Source organism: Bacteroides sp. AM44-19, assembly GCF_003603395.1.
Lineage (GTDB): Bacteria > Bacteroidota > Bacteroidia > Bacteroidales > Bacteroidaceae > Bacteroides > Bacteroides uniformis.
Window position 1 is genome coordinate 89,678 of record NZ_QTNB01000002.1, and the last position, 16,560, is coordinate 106,237.

The window sequence follows — 16,560 nt, forward strand, 5'->3', positions numbered from 1 at the left end:
AATAATTTAATACCATGAAGAATAGATTGAAATTACTGGTTTGGCTGTTTGCCCTCTCAGGTCCGCTGGCAGCACAGAGTGTATCTGTCAATGGTCCGGATGGAAAATTGCAGCTTACGGTATCCTGCCCGTCAGCCAACGGCGAAGTGTCTTACGCCGTCACCTACAATGGAAAGCAAATGCTGGAATCTTCTCCCTTGGGGATGGAGACAAATGTGGGTGATTTCTATAGAGGATTGCAGTTGAAGGAACATAAAGTCACAGCTCTCGATACGGTTTATGAACAATCCCGGATCAAAGCTTCGCGCATCCATTACTGGGCAAACGAATTGCTTTGTTCATTCGTCAACGGTGAGGGGAAGAATGTGCAGATAACTTTCCGCGTCAGCAACAATGACGTGGCTTTCCGTTACACCCTGCCGAGGGAGCAGGGAAAAGGAAGCGTCACGGTGAACAGCGAACGGACCGGCTTCCGCTTCCCGTCGCAGACCACCACTTTCCTTTGTCCGCAGAGCGACGCCATGATAGGGTGGAAGCGTACCAAACCCAGTTACGAAGAAGAATATAAGGCAGATGCCCCGATGAACGAACGTTCGGGTTATGGACATGGATATACATTTCCCTGCTTGTTCAAGGTGGGGGATGACGGCTGGGTACTGCTCAGTGAAACCGGAGTGGACAGCCGTTATTGTGGCTCGCGTTTGAGTGATTGGGATAACGGCGTGTATCGCATTGCTTTCCCCATGCCGGAAGAGAACAACGGCAACGGAACGGTGTCACCTGCCTTTTCCCTGCCGGGCTCCACGCCGTGGCGTACTGTGACGGTGGGGGAAACCTTGAAGCCGATTGTGGAAACCACCGTCCCCTGGGATGTAGTGGAACCACGCTATACCACCACCCATGATTACAAGCCGGGCCGTGGCACATGGAGCTGGATTCTCTGGCAGGACGGCAGCATCAACTACGACGACCAGGTGCGCTATGTTGACTTGGCAGCCGCCATGGGATACGAATATGTATTGATTGACAACTGGTGGGACAACAACATCGGTCGCGACCGCATGGAACAGTTTATCAAGTATGCCCGTAGCAAGGGTGTGGAGGTATTCTTGTGGTATAGCTCCAGTGGTTACTGGAACGATATAGAGCAGAGTCCCGTCAACCGGATGGATAACTCCATTGCCCGCAAGCAAGAGATGCGCTGGTTGCAAAGTCTGGGTGTGAAGGGTATCAAAGTAGACTTCTTCGGCGGTGACAAGCAGGAGACCCTGCGTTTGTACGAGGAGATTCTGAGCGATGCCGACGACCACGGTCTGATGGTTATCTTCCACGGCTGTACCTTGCCTCGCGGCTGGGAACGGATGTATCCCAATTACGTAGGCAGCGAGGCGGTGCTGGCTTCCGAGAATCTGGTATTTAGCCAGCATTTCTGTGATAACGAGGCGTTCAATGCCACGCTGCACCCTTTCATCCGCAATGCTGTGGGATGCATGGAGTTTGGCGGTGTGTTCCTGAACAAGCGTTTGAACCGCAGCAACGATGGCGGAACTATTCGCCGCACCACGGACATCTTTCAGCTGGCAACGGCAGTGCTGTTCCAAAATCCTATCCAGAACTTCGCCTTGGCACCTAATAACTTGACGGATGCTCCGCAAATCTGCCTCGACTTTATGAAACAAGTGCCCACTACTTGGGACGAGACCCGTTTCATTGACGGCTATCCGGGGAGATATATTGTTCTTGCCCGTCGTCATGGCAACACGTGGTACATAGCCGCTGTCAATGCAACGGCGGAACCATTGAAACTGAAGCTTGACCTTCCTGTGCTGGCAGGACAAGAGGTGTCTCTGTATAGTGATGACAAGAAGATGCAGCCTCAATTAAAGCTGCAGAAGATAAAGACTGACGGCTCTCTGCAACTCACGGTTCAGCCGCAGGGAGGGGCGGTAATCGTGGAATAAAGAAGGCATGGAGCAACCCTTGTTTTGTAATGATATATCATAACGGATTACTCCTTTTGCAAATCTTTGATTATCAGAGGTTTATAATTGTCCTGATTCAGTCGTATACTGAATGGCATTCACTATACGACTGAACCCTATTCACTATACGACTGAATGGCATTCAGAATACGGCTGATTGTGACTATCGAACTAAATGTGAATGATTAATACCGACTTAATACCATGAATAGATTCTTGAAATTATTGTCCTTGTGTCTGTTCTTGACACTGACCGTTCCTTTGCAGGCTATAACGAATGGAGTGGCGAATGAACCCGATTCAGTCTATCTCTTTTCCTACTCCCATGCCGACGGCAGTGGCGGTCTGAAACTAGCCTGGAGTCCCGATGGCAACCGATGGTTCAGCGTGGCAGAGGGCAGCTCCTTTGTCAACTCGGACTTCGGCCCCTGGGGGCAAATGAAGCGGATGCTGAAACCGCACTTGATGCAGACCCGTGCCGACGACCGTTGGCACTGTATCTGGGAACTGACGGAAAGCGGAAACTCCCTTGCATACGTCGAGTCTCCCGACTTGCTGCAATGGAAAGCGCAGAAATACTTTGACCGTTCTCGCCTTGCCGAATACCGGCCGGCGGAGGTCTATCCTAACGTGCGGAAGGAGGTTCTGCTGAACGGTACCGTACAGCAGGGTTGGATGCAGCGTGTACCGTATGCCACGGTGCAGCGTGTCATCTCCTTTGCAGAGCATAAGAAGTACCGCCAGGCACTCCATGCCGAACGTACCGAGCAAGACCCCGTACGTTTTGCCGGACTGAAACCGGTGGAGGCGACTATCGAAGTGGAGACGGAATGTGCAAAAACCATCAGCAAGCATCTGATAGGTATTTTCTTCGAAGACATCAACTATGCTGCGGATGGAGGACTGTATGCCGAGCTGGTACAGAACCGCGACTTCGAGTATTCGTCTAAGGACGGTTCACACCAAGGTTGGGACGGCACATATGCCTGGGCGGTGAAAGAGGGGAATACTTCGGCTGCCGTTACCATTGCCGCTGCCGACCCCATTCATCCCAATAACCCTCATTATGCCGTATTGGAGGCGCGTCCCGGAGTGACATTGCAGAACGACGGTTTCGACGGCATCAGCTTGAAGAAAGGGGAGAAGTACGATTTCTCTCTCTTCGCCCGCGTGGCACCGGGCAGCAAGGGAGGCAAGGTGGTTGTTTGCCTGCTCGACCAGACGGGCCGTGAGATTGCCCGCTCTTCCGTCAATGTGTCCTCCAAAGAGTGGAAGAAACAGCAGACGGTGCTGACGGCGAATGCCGACGTGCGTGCCGCCGTCCTCTCGCTCCAGCCGCAGACGGTGGGGACACTGCATCTCGATATGATTTCCCTTTTTCCGCAAAATACATTCAAGGGCCATAAGAACGGCTTGCGTGCCGACCTGGCGCAGACGCTTGCCGACCTGCATCCACGCTTCGTCCGCTTCCCCGGCGGCTGCGTGGCTCATGGCGACGGCATTGATAATATCTATGACTGGAAAGGCTCTATCGGACCGCTCGAAGCGCGTAAGCCGTTGCGCAATCTGTGGGGGTATCATCAGACACGCGGACTGGGCTACTTCGAGTACTTCCGCTTCTGCGAAGATATAGGTGCCGAACCTCTGCCGGTATTGGCAGCGGGCGTGCCGTGCCAGAATTCGGGCACACACTCGCACTATGCCGACAACTGTCCGCAGGGGGCCAACAAGGAACTGATGCGCTACGGCCAGCAGGGTGGCATCCCGATGGAAGAGATGCCTGCCTATATCCAGGATGTGCTCGACCTGATAGAGTATGCCAACGGCGATGCACGCCGCACCGTGTGGGGCAGGAAGCGTGCTGAGGCAGGCCATCCCAAGCCTTTCAATCTGAAGTATATCGGCATCGGCAACGAGGATATGATTACCGAAGTGTTTGAGGAGCGCTTTGCCATGATATACAAGGCTGTCAGGGAGAAGCATCCCGAGATTACGGTTGTCGGCACCGTAGGTCCCTTCTACGAAGGCACGGACTATGCGGAGGGCTGGCGCCTTGCCACGGAAATGGGCGTGCCCATGGTGGACGAACACTATTACGTGGATCCGGGCTGGATGATTCACAACCAGGACTACTACGACCGTTATGACCGTACCAAGTCCAAGGTCTATCTGGGCGAATATGCCGCCCACCTGCCCGGACGTCCCAACAACATAGAGACAGCGTTGGCAGAAGCCCTCTATCTGACTTCTGTGGAACGTAATGCCGATGTGGTGGAAATGACCTCATACGCTCCGTTGCTGGCAAAGGAAGGGCATACGCAGTGGAATCCCGACTTGATTTATTTCAATAACACGGAGGTGAAGCCTACCGTGGGCTACTACACACAGCAGATGTACGGACAGAATGCGGGTACGCAGTACATCACCTCGCACATCACACTGAGTAATGGGCAAGAGGCTGTCCGCAAGCGCGTCGGCGTTTCGGTGGTAAAGGATGAGGCCACGGGTGACCATATCGTAAAGCTGGTGAACCTGCTTCCGGTGGAGGTTTCCTCTACAGTGAAGCTGAAGGGCATCGACTTGCAGAATCCCTCGGCAGTGAAGACGCTCCTGACGGGTGACCCGAAAGACAAGCAGGCACGTTCCGTGACTTCCGCCTTCGTCGACATCGGCGGTACGGAGTTTCCTTATACCTTGCCTGCCTATTCGTTTACGGTGATACGTATCCATGAGAATAAGGGGAAATAAGGATAAATCCGTGTAATTCCGTGCGTGGGAACTTAAGAACTTAAAAACTTAAAAGATATGAAACGATTATTGACTTTGGCACTTGTTGCAGCCATGACCGGCAGTGTGTCGGCACAAAAGCAACGGACTTTGCATTCCGGTTATCCCATCGACCCGGTTCCTTTCACTTCAGTGAAGGTGACGGACAGTTTCTGGGGACAACGCTTGAAGGCAAGCCGCGAGGTAACCATCCCGTTGGCTTTCAGTAAGTGTGAGGAAACCGGACGTTATGAAAACTTTGTGAAAGCTACTCATCCCAGTGATAAGTATAAGGTGGGAGGCTTCTCCTTTGACGATACGGATGTCTATAAGACGATTGAAGGTGCAAGTTACTCCTTGCAGACTTACCCGGACAAGAAACTGGAAGAATATATCGACAGCGTATTGGTCATAGTGGCCGCCGCCCAAGAACCGGACGGGTATCTTTACACCGCACGTACCATGAACCCCAAGCATCCGCACGATTGGTCGGGGCCGGAACGCTGGTCGGAGGTGGAGAATTTGAGCCACGAGTTCTATAATCTGGGTCACATGGTGGAAGGGGCTGTGGCTTATTATCAAGCTACAGGCAAGCGGAACTTCCTGGATATAGCTATCCGTTATGCCGACTGCGTATGCAAGAATATCGGTGAAGGCCCCGGACAGAAGCGTGTGATTCCCGGACATCAGATTGCCGAAATGGCATTGGTACGCCTCTATACCGTGACAGGAGATAAGAAATATCTCGACCAGGCCAAGTTCTTCCTCGACGCGCGCGGCACTACGGCACGCAAGGACATCTATTTGCAGTCGCACAAGCCTGTACTGGAGCAGGAAGAGGCAGTGGGACATGCCGTACGTGCCGGTTACATGTATTCCGGTATGGCTGATGTGGCTGCCATTACGGGTGACAGCTCCTACATCAAGGCTATCGACAAGATATGGGAGAATATCGTCGGCAAGAAGATATATATTACCGGCGGTATCGGTGCGCGTCATGCGGGCGAAGCTTTCGGTGATAACTATGAATTGCCGAATCTGACTGCCTACAATGAGACCTGTGCCGCCATCGGCAATGTTTACATGAATTACCGCCTCTTTCTGCTGCATGGCGATTCCAAGTATTTCGACGTGCTGGAACGTACGCTTTACAACGGATTAATCTCCGGCGTTTCATTGGACGGAGGCAAGTTCTTCTATCCCAATCCGTTGTCTTGCGATGGTAAGTATCACTTTAATGCCGACCATACGATTACACGCCAGCCGTGGTTTGGTTGTGCCTGCTGTCCCAGCAACATCAGCCGGTTCATTCCTTCTTTGCCGGGATATGTGTATGCCGTGAAAGACAATCAGGTGTACGTCAACCTTTTCTTGTCCAACCGTGCCGAGCTGAAGTTGAATGAAAAGAAAGTGGTGCTGGAGCAGGAAACCGGATACCCCTGGAACGGAGATATTCGTGTGAAGGTGGCTCAGGGCAACCTGCCGTTTACGATGAATATCCGTATTCCGGGTTGGGTGCGCGGCAGTGTACTTCCGAGTGACCTTTATTCGTATGCCGACGACCTGAAGTTGGGCTATCGTGTATTGGTGAATGGCGAGGAGGTGACCGGTGAACTTCGTAAAGGCTATCTCCGGATAGACCGGAAGTGGAAGAAAGGGGATGTGGTAGAGGTGCATTTCGACATGCAACCCCGTGTGGTGAAAGCCAATGAAAAAGTGGTTGCCGACCGTGGACGGGTGGCCGTTGAGCGTGGTCCTATCGTTTATTGTGCCGAGTGGGCCGATAATGATTTTAATATACAGAATATCATCCTGAACCGTCATCCGAAATTCCAGGTGACGGAGAAGCCCGAACTGCTGTATGGCGTCAACGAAATTACCACAGAAGTGCAGGCTCTTGGTTTTGATGCTGCCGGAAAGTTGGCAACCAGAGATGTGACGCTGACCCTGATACCTTATTATGCATGGGCACACCGGGGTGAGGGCAAGATGGATGTATGGTTGCCGGTAAATAGGATTGATGTAGAATAGGTAAGTATGTCGTCATAATTTAGCTTATGCTATCGTTATAAACAGATTAAAACCATGAAAAGACTTTTATTTCTATTGACATTGTTCGTTGTTCTTGGCATGCAGGCGCAACAGCATGTGATGACTGTTGATGTATCAAAACCGACGGCTCGGATAAATCCTGCCATGTATGGAATCTTCTTCGAAGACATTAATTTCGGTGCGGACGGTGGTTTGTATGCCGAACTGGTAAAGAACCGCTCTTTTGAGTTCCCGCAGCCGCTGGTGGGGTGGATACCTTTCGGCGAGGTGACGGTACAGGACGAGCGGCCCTGCTTCGACCGCAATTCGCATTATGTGCGCATTACCAATGACGGCTGTCTTTTGCGTGCCGGACTGGATAATGAAGGTTATCGTGGCATCGGCCTGAAAAAAGGAGAAGATTACCGTTTCTCCGCCTATGTCCGTACGCCGGATACCAAACCAATGAAGCTTTCCGTCGAACTGGTGAATTCCAACGGAGAGAATCTCCTGAAGAAGGAACTGGAAGTGAAAGGCAGTGAATGGCAGAAGCTGACGGCTGTGCTGAAAGCTCCTTTTACCGATGTTCGCTCGCGTCTGCGTGTTGTGTTGCAGACGGAGGGTACAGTAGATATGGACCACATCTCTCTCTTCCCGGTGAACACTTGGAAGAAGCGTGAGAATGGATTGCGTGCCGACTTGGTACAAGCCCTCTATGACCTCAATCCCGGAGTATTCCGTTTTCCCGGTGGCTGCATCATCGAAGGCAACAGCCTTGCCACCCGTTATCAATGGAAGAATTCCGTGGGTCCGGTAGAGAACCGTCCTTTGAACGAAAATCGCTGGAACTATACATTCAAGCATAAAGCTTTCCCGGATTATTTCCAGAGTTACGGACTTGGCTTTTACGAATATTTCCTGCTGAGTGAAGACCTCGGTGCAGAGCCTCTGCCGGTACTGAGCTGCGGGCTGTCCTGCCAATACGAAAGCAACGAAGTGGTTCCCCTTGGAGAACTCGGCCCGTACGTGCAGGATGCCCTCGACCTCATCGAGTTTGCCAACGGTGCTGCAACCTCCAAGTGGGGAAAGGTGCGTGCCGATATGGGACATCCCGAACCGTTCGGTCTGAAAATGATTGCCATCGGCAATGAACAGTGGGGGGAAGTCTATCCCGAGCGTCTGGAAGTGTTCACGAAAGCCATCCGTGCGGAATATCCCGATATGCAGATTGTAGGTTCTTCCGGTCCGAGTGCAGATGGGGACAAGTTCGATTACCTATGGCCCGAAATGAAACGCATCGGGGTGGATTTGGTGGACGAGCATTATTATATGGCTCCCGACTGGTTCTTTGCCAATGCTGCCCGCTATGATGACTATGACCGTAAAGGACCGAAAGTCTTTGCCGGTGAATATGCATCGCATGACCACCCCACCGGGAAAGCCAATAATTTCTTGGCGGCACTGTCCGAAGCAGCTTTTATGACGGGACTGGAACGTAATGCCGATGTGGTGCGCCTGGCTACCTATGCTCCGTTGTTTGCCCATGTGGATGCCTGGCAGTGGAATCCCGATTTGATTTGGTTCGACAATCTCCGTATGATGCGGACTCCCAACTATTACGTACAGCAGATGTACGGTATGAATGCCGGAACAGATGTGCTGAACCTGCAAATGGACGGAAAACCCGTGACGGGGCAGGACAGCCTTTATGCATCGGCAGTGCTGGATGCTCCTACGGGAGAAGTAATTCTGAAGCTTGTCAATGCGGGCAGCAGATCGGAGAAGGTACAGATAGAGTTCAGCGGATTGAAGAAGCGGCAGCTTGTCTCGGGTTCCTGCACCTATTTGCAAAGTGATGACTGGAAAGCCAAGAATACACTGGAGCAGGAGGCTATTGTTCCACGTATTCGTCCGGTGGAGGTGGCTTCCCGTTCTCTGAGCCTGGAGCTTCAGCCCCGTTCGTTCGGAGTCTATCGTTTGCGGATAAGTACTCAATCAAAATAAATTCCCATTTAGTCACCTAATTTAATTATGTGAACTAGTTATGAACACTTATTTAAAGAATTAAATTCAGCCTTTTTTGAACGATTATTCTTCCTTTTAATTATAGGATAGGCGTATCTTTGTGACGGCATACCGGTTCTGCTTGTATGCCGTTGCTAATTTTTATAAACTATTTACCATGAAGAAACATTTCATTACCGGACTGCTTGCGACTTTTGCCATTGCCGCAAGCGCACAGTCCTTCACTGAATGGCAAAACCCTGAAGTGAATGCCGTGAACCGTGCTCCGATGCACACCAACTATTTTGCCTATGAGTCGGCAGATGCTGCGGCTCGTGGAGCAAAAGAACATTCTTCCAATTACATGACTCTGAACGGTATCTGGAAATTCTTCTGGGTGAAGAATGCCGATGCCCGTCCCACGGATTTCTGGAAAGTGGGGTTCAACGACAAGGGATGGAGCGATATGGCCGTTCCCGGTATGTGGGAACTGAACGGTTTCGGCGACCCTATCTACGTGAATACCGGATATGCCTGGCGCAATCAGTTCAAGAACAATCCACCGCAGGTGCCAACGGAGAATAACAATGTAGGTTCCTACCGTCGTGAGATTGTAATACCTGCCGACTGGAAGAGTAAGGACATCATTGCTCATTTCGGTTCCGTGACTTCCAATATGTATTTGTGGGTAAACGGCAAGTACGTAGGTTATAGTGAGGACAGCAAACTGGAGGCTGAATTCAACCTGACACCCTACTTGAAGCCGGGACAAAAGAATCTGATAGCCTTTCAGGTATTCCGCTGGTGTGACGGGACGTATCTGGAAGACCAGGACTTCTTCCGTTATAGCGGTGTAGGGCGCGATTGCTACTTGTATGCCCGTGACAAGAAGCGCATTCAGGACATCCGTGTCACTCCCGATTTGGATACTGCTTATAAGAACGGTTCCCTGAAAGTACAGCTTGATGTGAAGGGTGGCGGCAATGTCAGTCTTGAACTGCTGGACGCTGCCGGAAAACAGGTGGCTACAGCTGTCGCCAAAGGTAACGCTACTGCCTTGATAAATGTGGAGAATCCTCATAAGTGGACGGCGGAAACGCCCTACTTGTATACCCTACGTGCCACTTTGCAAGGCAGCAGTGAAGTGATTCCCGTAAAGGTGGGCTTCCGAAAGATAGAGCTGAAAGGAAGTCAGATACTTGTCAACGGCCAGCCCGTTCTCTTCAAGGGAGCCAACCGCCACGAGATGGATCCGGACGGTGGTTACGTCATTTCTCGCGAACGCATGATTCAGGATATTCAGGTGATGAAGCAGTTCAACCTGAATGCCGTGCGCACCTGCCACTATCCCGACAATAATCTCTGGTACGACCTCTGCGACCAATATGGTATTTACGTAGTGGCCGAAGCCAATATCGAATCCCACGGAATGGGTTATGGGGAAGAGACACTTGCCAAACGTGAGGACTATAGGAAAGCACATATGGAGCGTAACCAGCGCAATGTGCAGCGTAGCTTCAATCATCCCAGCATCATTTTCTGGTCTTTGGGCAACGAAGCCGGCTATGGCGCTAATTTCGAAGCTGCCTACGATTGGATAAAGGCTGAAGACCCGAGCCGTGCCGTACAATATGAACAAGCCGGTAAAACAGGCAAGACAGACATCTATTGCCCGATGTATTATGGCTATGACGGATGTAAGAAATACAGTGAGGATGATTCTATGACAAAGCCCCTGATTCAGTGCGAATATGCTCACGCGATGGGAAACTCGCAAGGAGGTTTTAAAGAATATTGGGATTTGGTGCGTAAATATTCCAAATTCCAAGGTGGCTTTATTTGGGATTTTGTTGATCAGTCTGTACGTTGGACAGGAAAAAACGGTAAGATGATTTATGCCTACGGCGGTGACTTTAACCGTTTTGATGCCAGCGATGGTAACTTCTGCGATAACGGTCTTATCAGCCCCGACCGTGTGCCCAATCCCCACATGTATGAGGTAGGCCGTATCTATCAGGACATCTGGACTACTCCGGCCGACTTGAAGAACGGCGAAATCAATGTGTTCAATGAATACTTCTTCCGTGATCTTTCTGCCTATTATATGGAGTGGGAGGTACTGAAAGGCGGTAAGGTGATACGGACCGGTCGTGTGGATAATCTGAATGTAGCTCCCCAACAGACAGCCAAAATCAAGTTGGACTTGGGCAAGACTTGCCAATGCACCGAGTGGTTGCTGAATGTTTCCTATAAGCTGAAGAACCGTGAAGGATTGCTTTCCGCCGGACATGTAGTGGCAAAAGACCAGTTGACGCTCAATCCTTACCAAGCTCCTTCCATGGAATTGAAGAACTGCGAACAGAGCAATATCGAGATGACGGCTCCCCAAGTACAGGATAACGATTGGAACTACCTCATCGTCTCCGGTGATGCTTTCCGTGTAGAAATCAACAAGCACAACGGTTATCTGACCAAGTACAAAGTGAATGGCCGGGATATGATTAAAGACGGCGAGGCTTTAAAACCAAACTTCTGGCGTGCGCCTGTTGACAACGACTACGGTGCCAATCTGCAACGCAAATATATCGCTTGGAAGAATCCGGAAATCAAACTGACCTCTTTCAAACAGCGCACGGAGAACAATCAGGTGATTGTAGAATCTGCTTACGACATGCCGGGTGTTTCAGCTAAGCTGAACCTTGTTTATGTCATCAACAATGCCGGTGCCGTCAAGGTGACCCAGAAGCTGACTGCCGACAAGAATGCCAAAGTATCGAACATGTTCCGTTTCGGTCTGCAGATGCCTATGCCGCGCAGCTTTGAAACCGTTGAATACTATGGACGCGGTCCGGTTGAAAACTATATTGACCGTAATCATTGCGCCGACTTAGGCATTTATCGCCAAAGTGTGGCCGAGCAGTTCTATCCCTACATCCGTCCGCAGGAAAATGGAACAAAGACCGATATTCGTTGGTGGAAGATGTTGGATCAGTCTGGTAATGGCATCAAGATTGTGGCAGCCGCTCCCTTCTCCGCATCTGCCTTGCACTATACCATCGAGTCTTTAGATGAAGGCTGGAGCAAAGAGCAAGGACACTCGCAAGAGGTGGATGAAGCTGATTTGACTAATCTCTGTATCGACAAGGTGCAAGCCGGTCTGGGTTGCGAAGACAGTTGGGGACGTATAGCCCGTCCGGAATACCTGGTGCCATACGCTGATTATGAGTTTACGTTCATCCTTTTTCCCGTATGCCATAGTATCGGAATAGAATAACATTTCTTCTCAGTGTATTACATACTGAGAAACAGATTTTATAACACTGAAGCGGTCGCCTTTCCGATGGGGGAGGGTGACCGCTTTGTGTTGATGTTTTGCTTGCTTCTGTATATTTCTTTGTTTTATTGTTTCTGATTTCGGCAAATGCAATCCGTCAGATGGTCGTTGATAAACCCCGAAGCTTGCAGATGGGCATAGCAAATGGTAGAGCCGAAGAACTTGAATCCCCGTTTTTTCATGTCTTTGCTCATGGCATCTGATTCGGGAGATGATACTGGAATCTCACTCAATGACTGAAAATGATTGATAATGGGGTTCCGGTCGGGGAAGAAGGATAGCGTATAGTTGTAAAAGCTGCCGAATTCTTTCTGTATGACAAGAAACTGCTTTGCATTGGTGATGGTCGACTTGATTTTCAGACGGTTTTTCACGATGCCGTCAAAGTGCATCAGCCGTTCCACGTCTTCGTCGGTCATTTGCGCCACTTGCGCGGCATCGAAATTGCAAAAGGCTTTGCGGTAGCCTTCCCGCTTTTTGAGGATGGTTATCCAGCTCAGTCCCGCCTGGGCACTTTCCAATACAAGAAACTCGAATAGTGTCTTGTCGTCTGTTACCGTTTTTCCCCACTCTTCATCGTGGTATTTCACATACAGCTCGTCGGTTCCGCACCAGCCGCAACGTCCGTTTATAATGTCTTGCATAAGCGTTATTTTTGTAATGAGGTGCTAAGGTAGTGCTTTCATTCCGAATAAACAAATCTATCTATTCTAAATGGATAGATTTGTTTATTCAGAATGGAATGTTTATATTTGTATCTGAATATAAATGACATAGCCCTATGATAAGCAAATCGGATATAGTAGAAGCCATACGTGTGCAACGTGAACGGTTGAGGAAATTTCAAAGTTTCCGACGTGACCTATTGTTGTCTTTACCTCCCTTGGTAGCAGACTATGCACTGATTATATCTGGTATTCGCCGTTGTGGTAAGAGTACATTGCTGGCACAATTATCGGTGGATAGATACAAGCCGGAAGAGGTGCTCTCCTTGAATTTTGATACCCCTTTACTGTATGGATTTGAATTCAGTGATTTCCGTATAGTGGATGAAGTTATTAAGGAACATGAAGGGTGTATCGCTCTTCTTTTTGACGAAATACAGATTGTTGATGGTTGGGAGGTGTATATTCGGGGCAAGTTGGATGAAGGGTTTTATGTGGGAATCACCGGCTCCAATGCTTCGATGTTGAGTCGTGAATTGGGCACGAAGTTGACAGGAAGACATATTACGAAAGAACTGTTCCCTTTTTCGTATGCTGAATATTGCGGTTTTACGGGTAAGACTATCGGTGACAGTTCCTTGTACGACTATCTGCATCAGGGTGGCTTCCCTCAATACTTGCAACTGGATGATCAGGATGTTCTGACGGATTTAGTCAATGATATAGTATATCGTGATATTGCCGTGAGATATAATATACGTGATGACCACTCTTTGAAAAGTCTCTTGGCCTATTTGATGGGGAATGTGGGCAATCTGGTGTCTGCTACAAAACTGAAACAGATACTGGGAATGAAAAGTACTTCTACTGTGTCTGATTATTTCTCTTATTTCGAACAGACTTACTTGATAAACTTTGTTCCGAAATTTTCATATTCATATAAAGCGCAACTGTTGAACCCGAAGAAAGTGTATTGTGTGGACAATGGTGTTGTATTTGTCACCTCTCCATCTTTCACCCGTGATGAGGGTCGGAGGCTGGAGAACATGGTTTTTGCGGAATTGCGTCGCCGTTATTCTGAGATATTCTATTATAATGAGAACCGGAAGGAATGCGACTTTATAGTTGTACGCAATTCTGTGCCCCAGCTTGCCATCCAGGTATGCTATGCCTTGACCGCAGAAAACCGGAAAAGGGAAGTAGATGGCTTACTGGATGCCTTGTCTTTCTTCAAGATGGGGCATGGACTGATACTCACTTATAACCAACATGACAAATTTTCCGTAGGAGATAAAACGATAGAAGCATTGCCGGTGTCTGAATATTTTAAAGACTAATCTTCTTGTCTCTTGCACTCCACCACATGATACAGCGTGCCGAACCGTGTTCTGCGGGATGGCACTTCATGTTTCTGCAGTATCCTTCCGAATACATTCACTCTCTTGGTGGACAGCGGGATGGCGCTGTACCGGCGCAGGCGGTTCAGTATTTCGGCAGACGACAGCCATTCTCCCTCCTCGTCATTTCCGGCAACGCGGAAATAGTGGTAGAACAGTTGCTCTTCGGGCGGTATCTGTTCGAAATCGTGGTTGTTTTCCGTCATAATCCGTTCGTCCGACTGGTCGAACCAATAGCGTTCGCCGTGGTCCAGTTCGTGCATGGCCTGGGTATAAAGCTGGTTGTAGTCTATCGGGCGGTTGGTGTCTATTGCTTCCGTCACTTCTATGCAGATGAACCGGCGACTGCCGCTGGGGTCGGTCAGCAAGTCCTTCTGGTTGCTGGTGGCGATGAACGAGGCGTATCGGCGCATCTCGAGCACGGCATTGGCGTATGGCTTGCGCACGTTGACCACCGGCTTCTGGAGGATATGTTTCAGGAATCCTTGCTGGGTGCTGCTTATTTGGTCGAATTCATCGATGTTGATGAGCGCAAAACGGTTGAGGTAAAGTTCGGCGTCGCGCTTGCGCGAGAAGTCGATGCTGTCCGTATAATAGGCACGCAGCTCGGGCGGGACGATGCTTCGGCAAAAGGTGCTTTTGCGGGTGCCTTGTGCACCTACCAATAAGGGGGAGACGCTGTTGGCATATTTCTTGTCGGTATTGCCGCGCCAGTGTGCCACCATGTTGAGAAACCAGCGGTGGAACAGTTCGGCCCAGTACGGGTTGTTGCAGGGTACTGTCTGGGCGAGTGCCAGGATACGGTCTTTCCCGTCCCAGTGCGGAAGGTCGTACAGATAATCTTCCAGCGGATTGAATACCGGGATGCGGTTGGAGTAGATATATCGGCTGATGTCCCTATCCCACAGGGGAATGCCTTCGCTCTGTGCGTCGAGGGCAATGCTGTTCAGCGTGCGCTTGTCGATGGGGGAGAAGCGGAAACGGAACGAGTGGCGTTCACGGTATTCCACCTCACCCACTTGGGTGTTGTAGCGGAAGTCGTAGCGGCGTTTCATGAACTCGTCCGTCTGTATGGCAAGTCTTTGCTCTTTGCTGAGGCTGCTTTGGGTATTGAAGCCTTTGTTCTCTTGGTAAACGCTTCTTACAATCTGCCGGATGACAGTCTCTTTTTGGCGCAGATAATAATGGAAATAGGTACGCTTCACGGTCTCTTCTTCGGGGATGCCCGAACGGAAACAGTTCTCGGCAAGGCGTACGGTCAGGGAGTGCAGGCTGTTGTCGGCACCGGCACCCGTCGCTTCGGCGAAAGTCTTCTGCAAGGCGGCTTCAAACAGCATGATGATGGCTTCTTCGGCTTCATATCCCGGCACGGCGCGCGTCAGGGGTGACTTCTCGTCTTGCAGGGCTTCCCGATAGGTGGTTTCGTCGGGCATGGAGGCGGGCTGTGCAAGATAGAACTGTATGGAGTCCGGGCGGTACATGGCTTCGGGGTCGAAGGAGAGGCGGGAGTACTGTTCCAGCTTGGGCTCTTTCAGCAGAATGTCGAAAGGCAGTTGGGGCTGGTAGCATTTCACGGCAAGGCGGTAGGCATGGGCGTGGAATACTTCGGCTTCTTCCCGTTTGCCCGGCAGCGAATTGTTCGGACGGGTGAAGGTAGTCCAAATCTTTACAGTCCGTCCGCTGGAACCGGTGAATACGAGCCGCGTCTGGGGCTGTTCCCAGGCAAGACGTTTCACAAGGGCTATTTCGGACTTGCCGGAAAGCGGGCCTACGGTCAGTTCCACGATGCCGTTGTAGGTTTTCATCTGGCAGACACCGTTCGTCTTGCGGAATTCGGCTGCCGGGAGTACTTTGGGCAGTCGGTCTGCCTCGTTGCAGCGCTTGCCGGGCAAGCAGTATCGCAGTTGCTGGCGGAAAGTGGATACGGGCTGGGTTTTGGTCTCCGTTTTGATTTTCTGTAGGAAGGTGTCTAAGTCTGTCGTGCTCAGTGTCAGATTCCCGTCTTTTTCTCTCAGTTGGGTGATTTTCATTTCTATTTTTTGTTTTGTCACATGCAGGCAAAATGGTTTGCTTACAGTGTACTAAGGTACGACAATCAGGCTCTTTTTGCAAGTGATTCCATGCTTTTTTAGGTCTATTCCAGCGTTTTTCTGTGGAAAATCTGATGTTTTGAGTCGAAAAAGCAGGTGATTTGGGATGCTTTGTGCAGACTTCCACGCTGGTTTTTGCTTGTTGAAACAAAAGGTTTTGCTTGTTGAAATCAATAGTTTTCCTAAGGAAAACTCTCAGTTTCTCTTGTTGAAACTTTTATTTTAGAAGGTTTAAACCAATGGTATTTGTTGTTGAAACTTTTGGTATTTGTTTAAGAAACTAAAAGTTTC

The 16,560-nt window shown here is 50.1% G+C and carries 8 protein-coding genes; 6 read left to right on the forward strand and 2 right to left on the reverse strand.

Annotated features, from left to right (window positions below):
• Positions 1-14: 14 nt before the first annotated feature.
• From DW947_RS04905 to DW947_RS04925, 5 genes are all read left to right on the forward strand, one after another.
• On the forward strand, positions 15-1,961 hold the full coding sequence (locus DW947_RS04905; RefSeq protein WP_005830125.1) for a glycoside hydrolase family 97 protein: 1,947 nt from the start codon (positions 15-17) through the stop codon (positions 1,959-1,961).
• Positions 1,962-2,186: 225 nt separating this feature from the next.
• Positions 2,187-4,730 carry an alpha-L-arabinofuranosidase C-terminal domain-containing protein gene (locus tag DW947_RS04910; RefSeq protein ID WP_034532839.1) on the forward strand — a complete coding sequence of 848 codons (2,544 nt, stop codon included), beginning with the start codon at positions 2,187-2,189 and terminating at the stop codon, positions 4,728-4,730.
• Between the two features lie 57 nt (positions 4,731-4,787).
• A complete protein-coding gene (locus DW947_RS04915; protein ID WP_119958461.1) occupies positions 4,788-6,779 on the forward strand; it encodes a glycoside hydrolase family 127 protein in 1,992 nt (663 codons plus the stop codon).
• Positions 6,780-6,833: 54 nt separating this feature from the next.
• The gene (locus DW947_RS04920; RefSeq protein WP_119958462.1) at positions 6,834-8,783 is read left to right on the forward strand and encodes an alpha-L-arabinofuranosidase C-terminal domain-containing protein; all 1,950 of its coding nucleotides are present in this window, start codon (positions 6,834-6,836) and stop codon (positions 8,781-8,783) included.
• A gap of 178 nt (positions 8,784-8,961) precedes the next feature.
• On the forward strand, positions 8,962-12,057 hold the full coding sequence (locus DW947_RS04925; protein ID WP_117681301.1) for a glycoside hydrolase family 2 TIM barrel-domain containing protein: 3,096 nt from the start codon (positions 8,962-8,964) through the stop codon (positions 12,055-12,057).
• A gap of 125 nt (positions 12,058-12,182) precedes the next feature.
• Here DW947_RS04925 and DW947_RS04930 read toward each other — a convergent pair whose 3' ends face one another.
• A complete protein-coding gene (locus DW947_RS04930) occupies positions 12,183-12,761 on the reverse strand; it encodes a DNA-3-methyladenine glycosylase I (protein WP_005830137.1) in 579 nt (192 codons plus the stop codon).
• Positions 12,762-12,898: 137 nt separating this feature from the next.
• On the opposite strand from DW947_RS04930, the gene DW947_RS04935 reads away from it, so the two are divergent.
• Positions 12,899-14,119: an ATP-binding protein gene (locus tag DW947_RS04935; RefSeq protein ID WP_005830138.1), complete on the forward strand. Its 1,221-nt coding sequence runs from the start codon at positions 12,899-12,901 to the stop codon at positions 14,117-14,119.
• Here the strand turns inward: DW947_RS04935 and DW947_RS04940 are convergent.
• Complete coding sequence (locus tag DW947_RS04940) at positions 14,116-16,209, reverse strand: BT4734/BF3469 family protein (RefSeq protein WP_005830140.1); 2,094 nt, start codon at positions 16,207-16,209, stop codon at positions 14,116-14,118. The two genes, DW947_RS04935 and DW947_RS04940, sit on opposite strands and share 4 nt — an antisense overlap.
• Positions 16,210-16,560 lie beyond the last annotated feature (351 nt).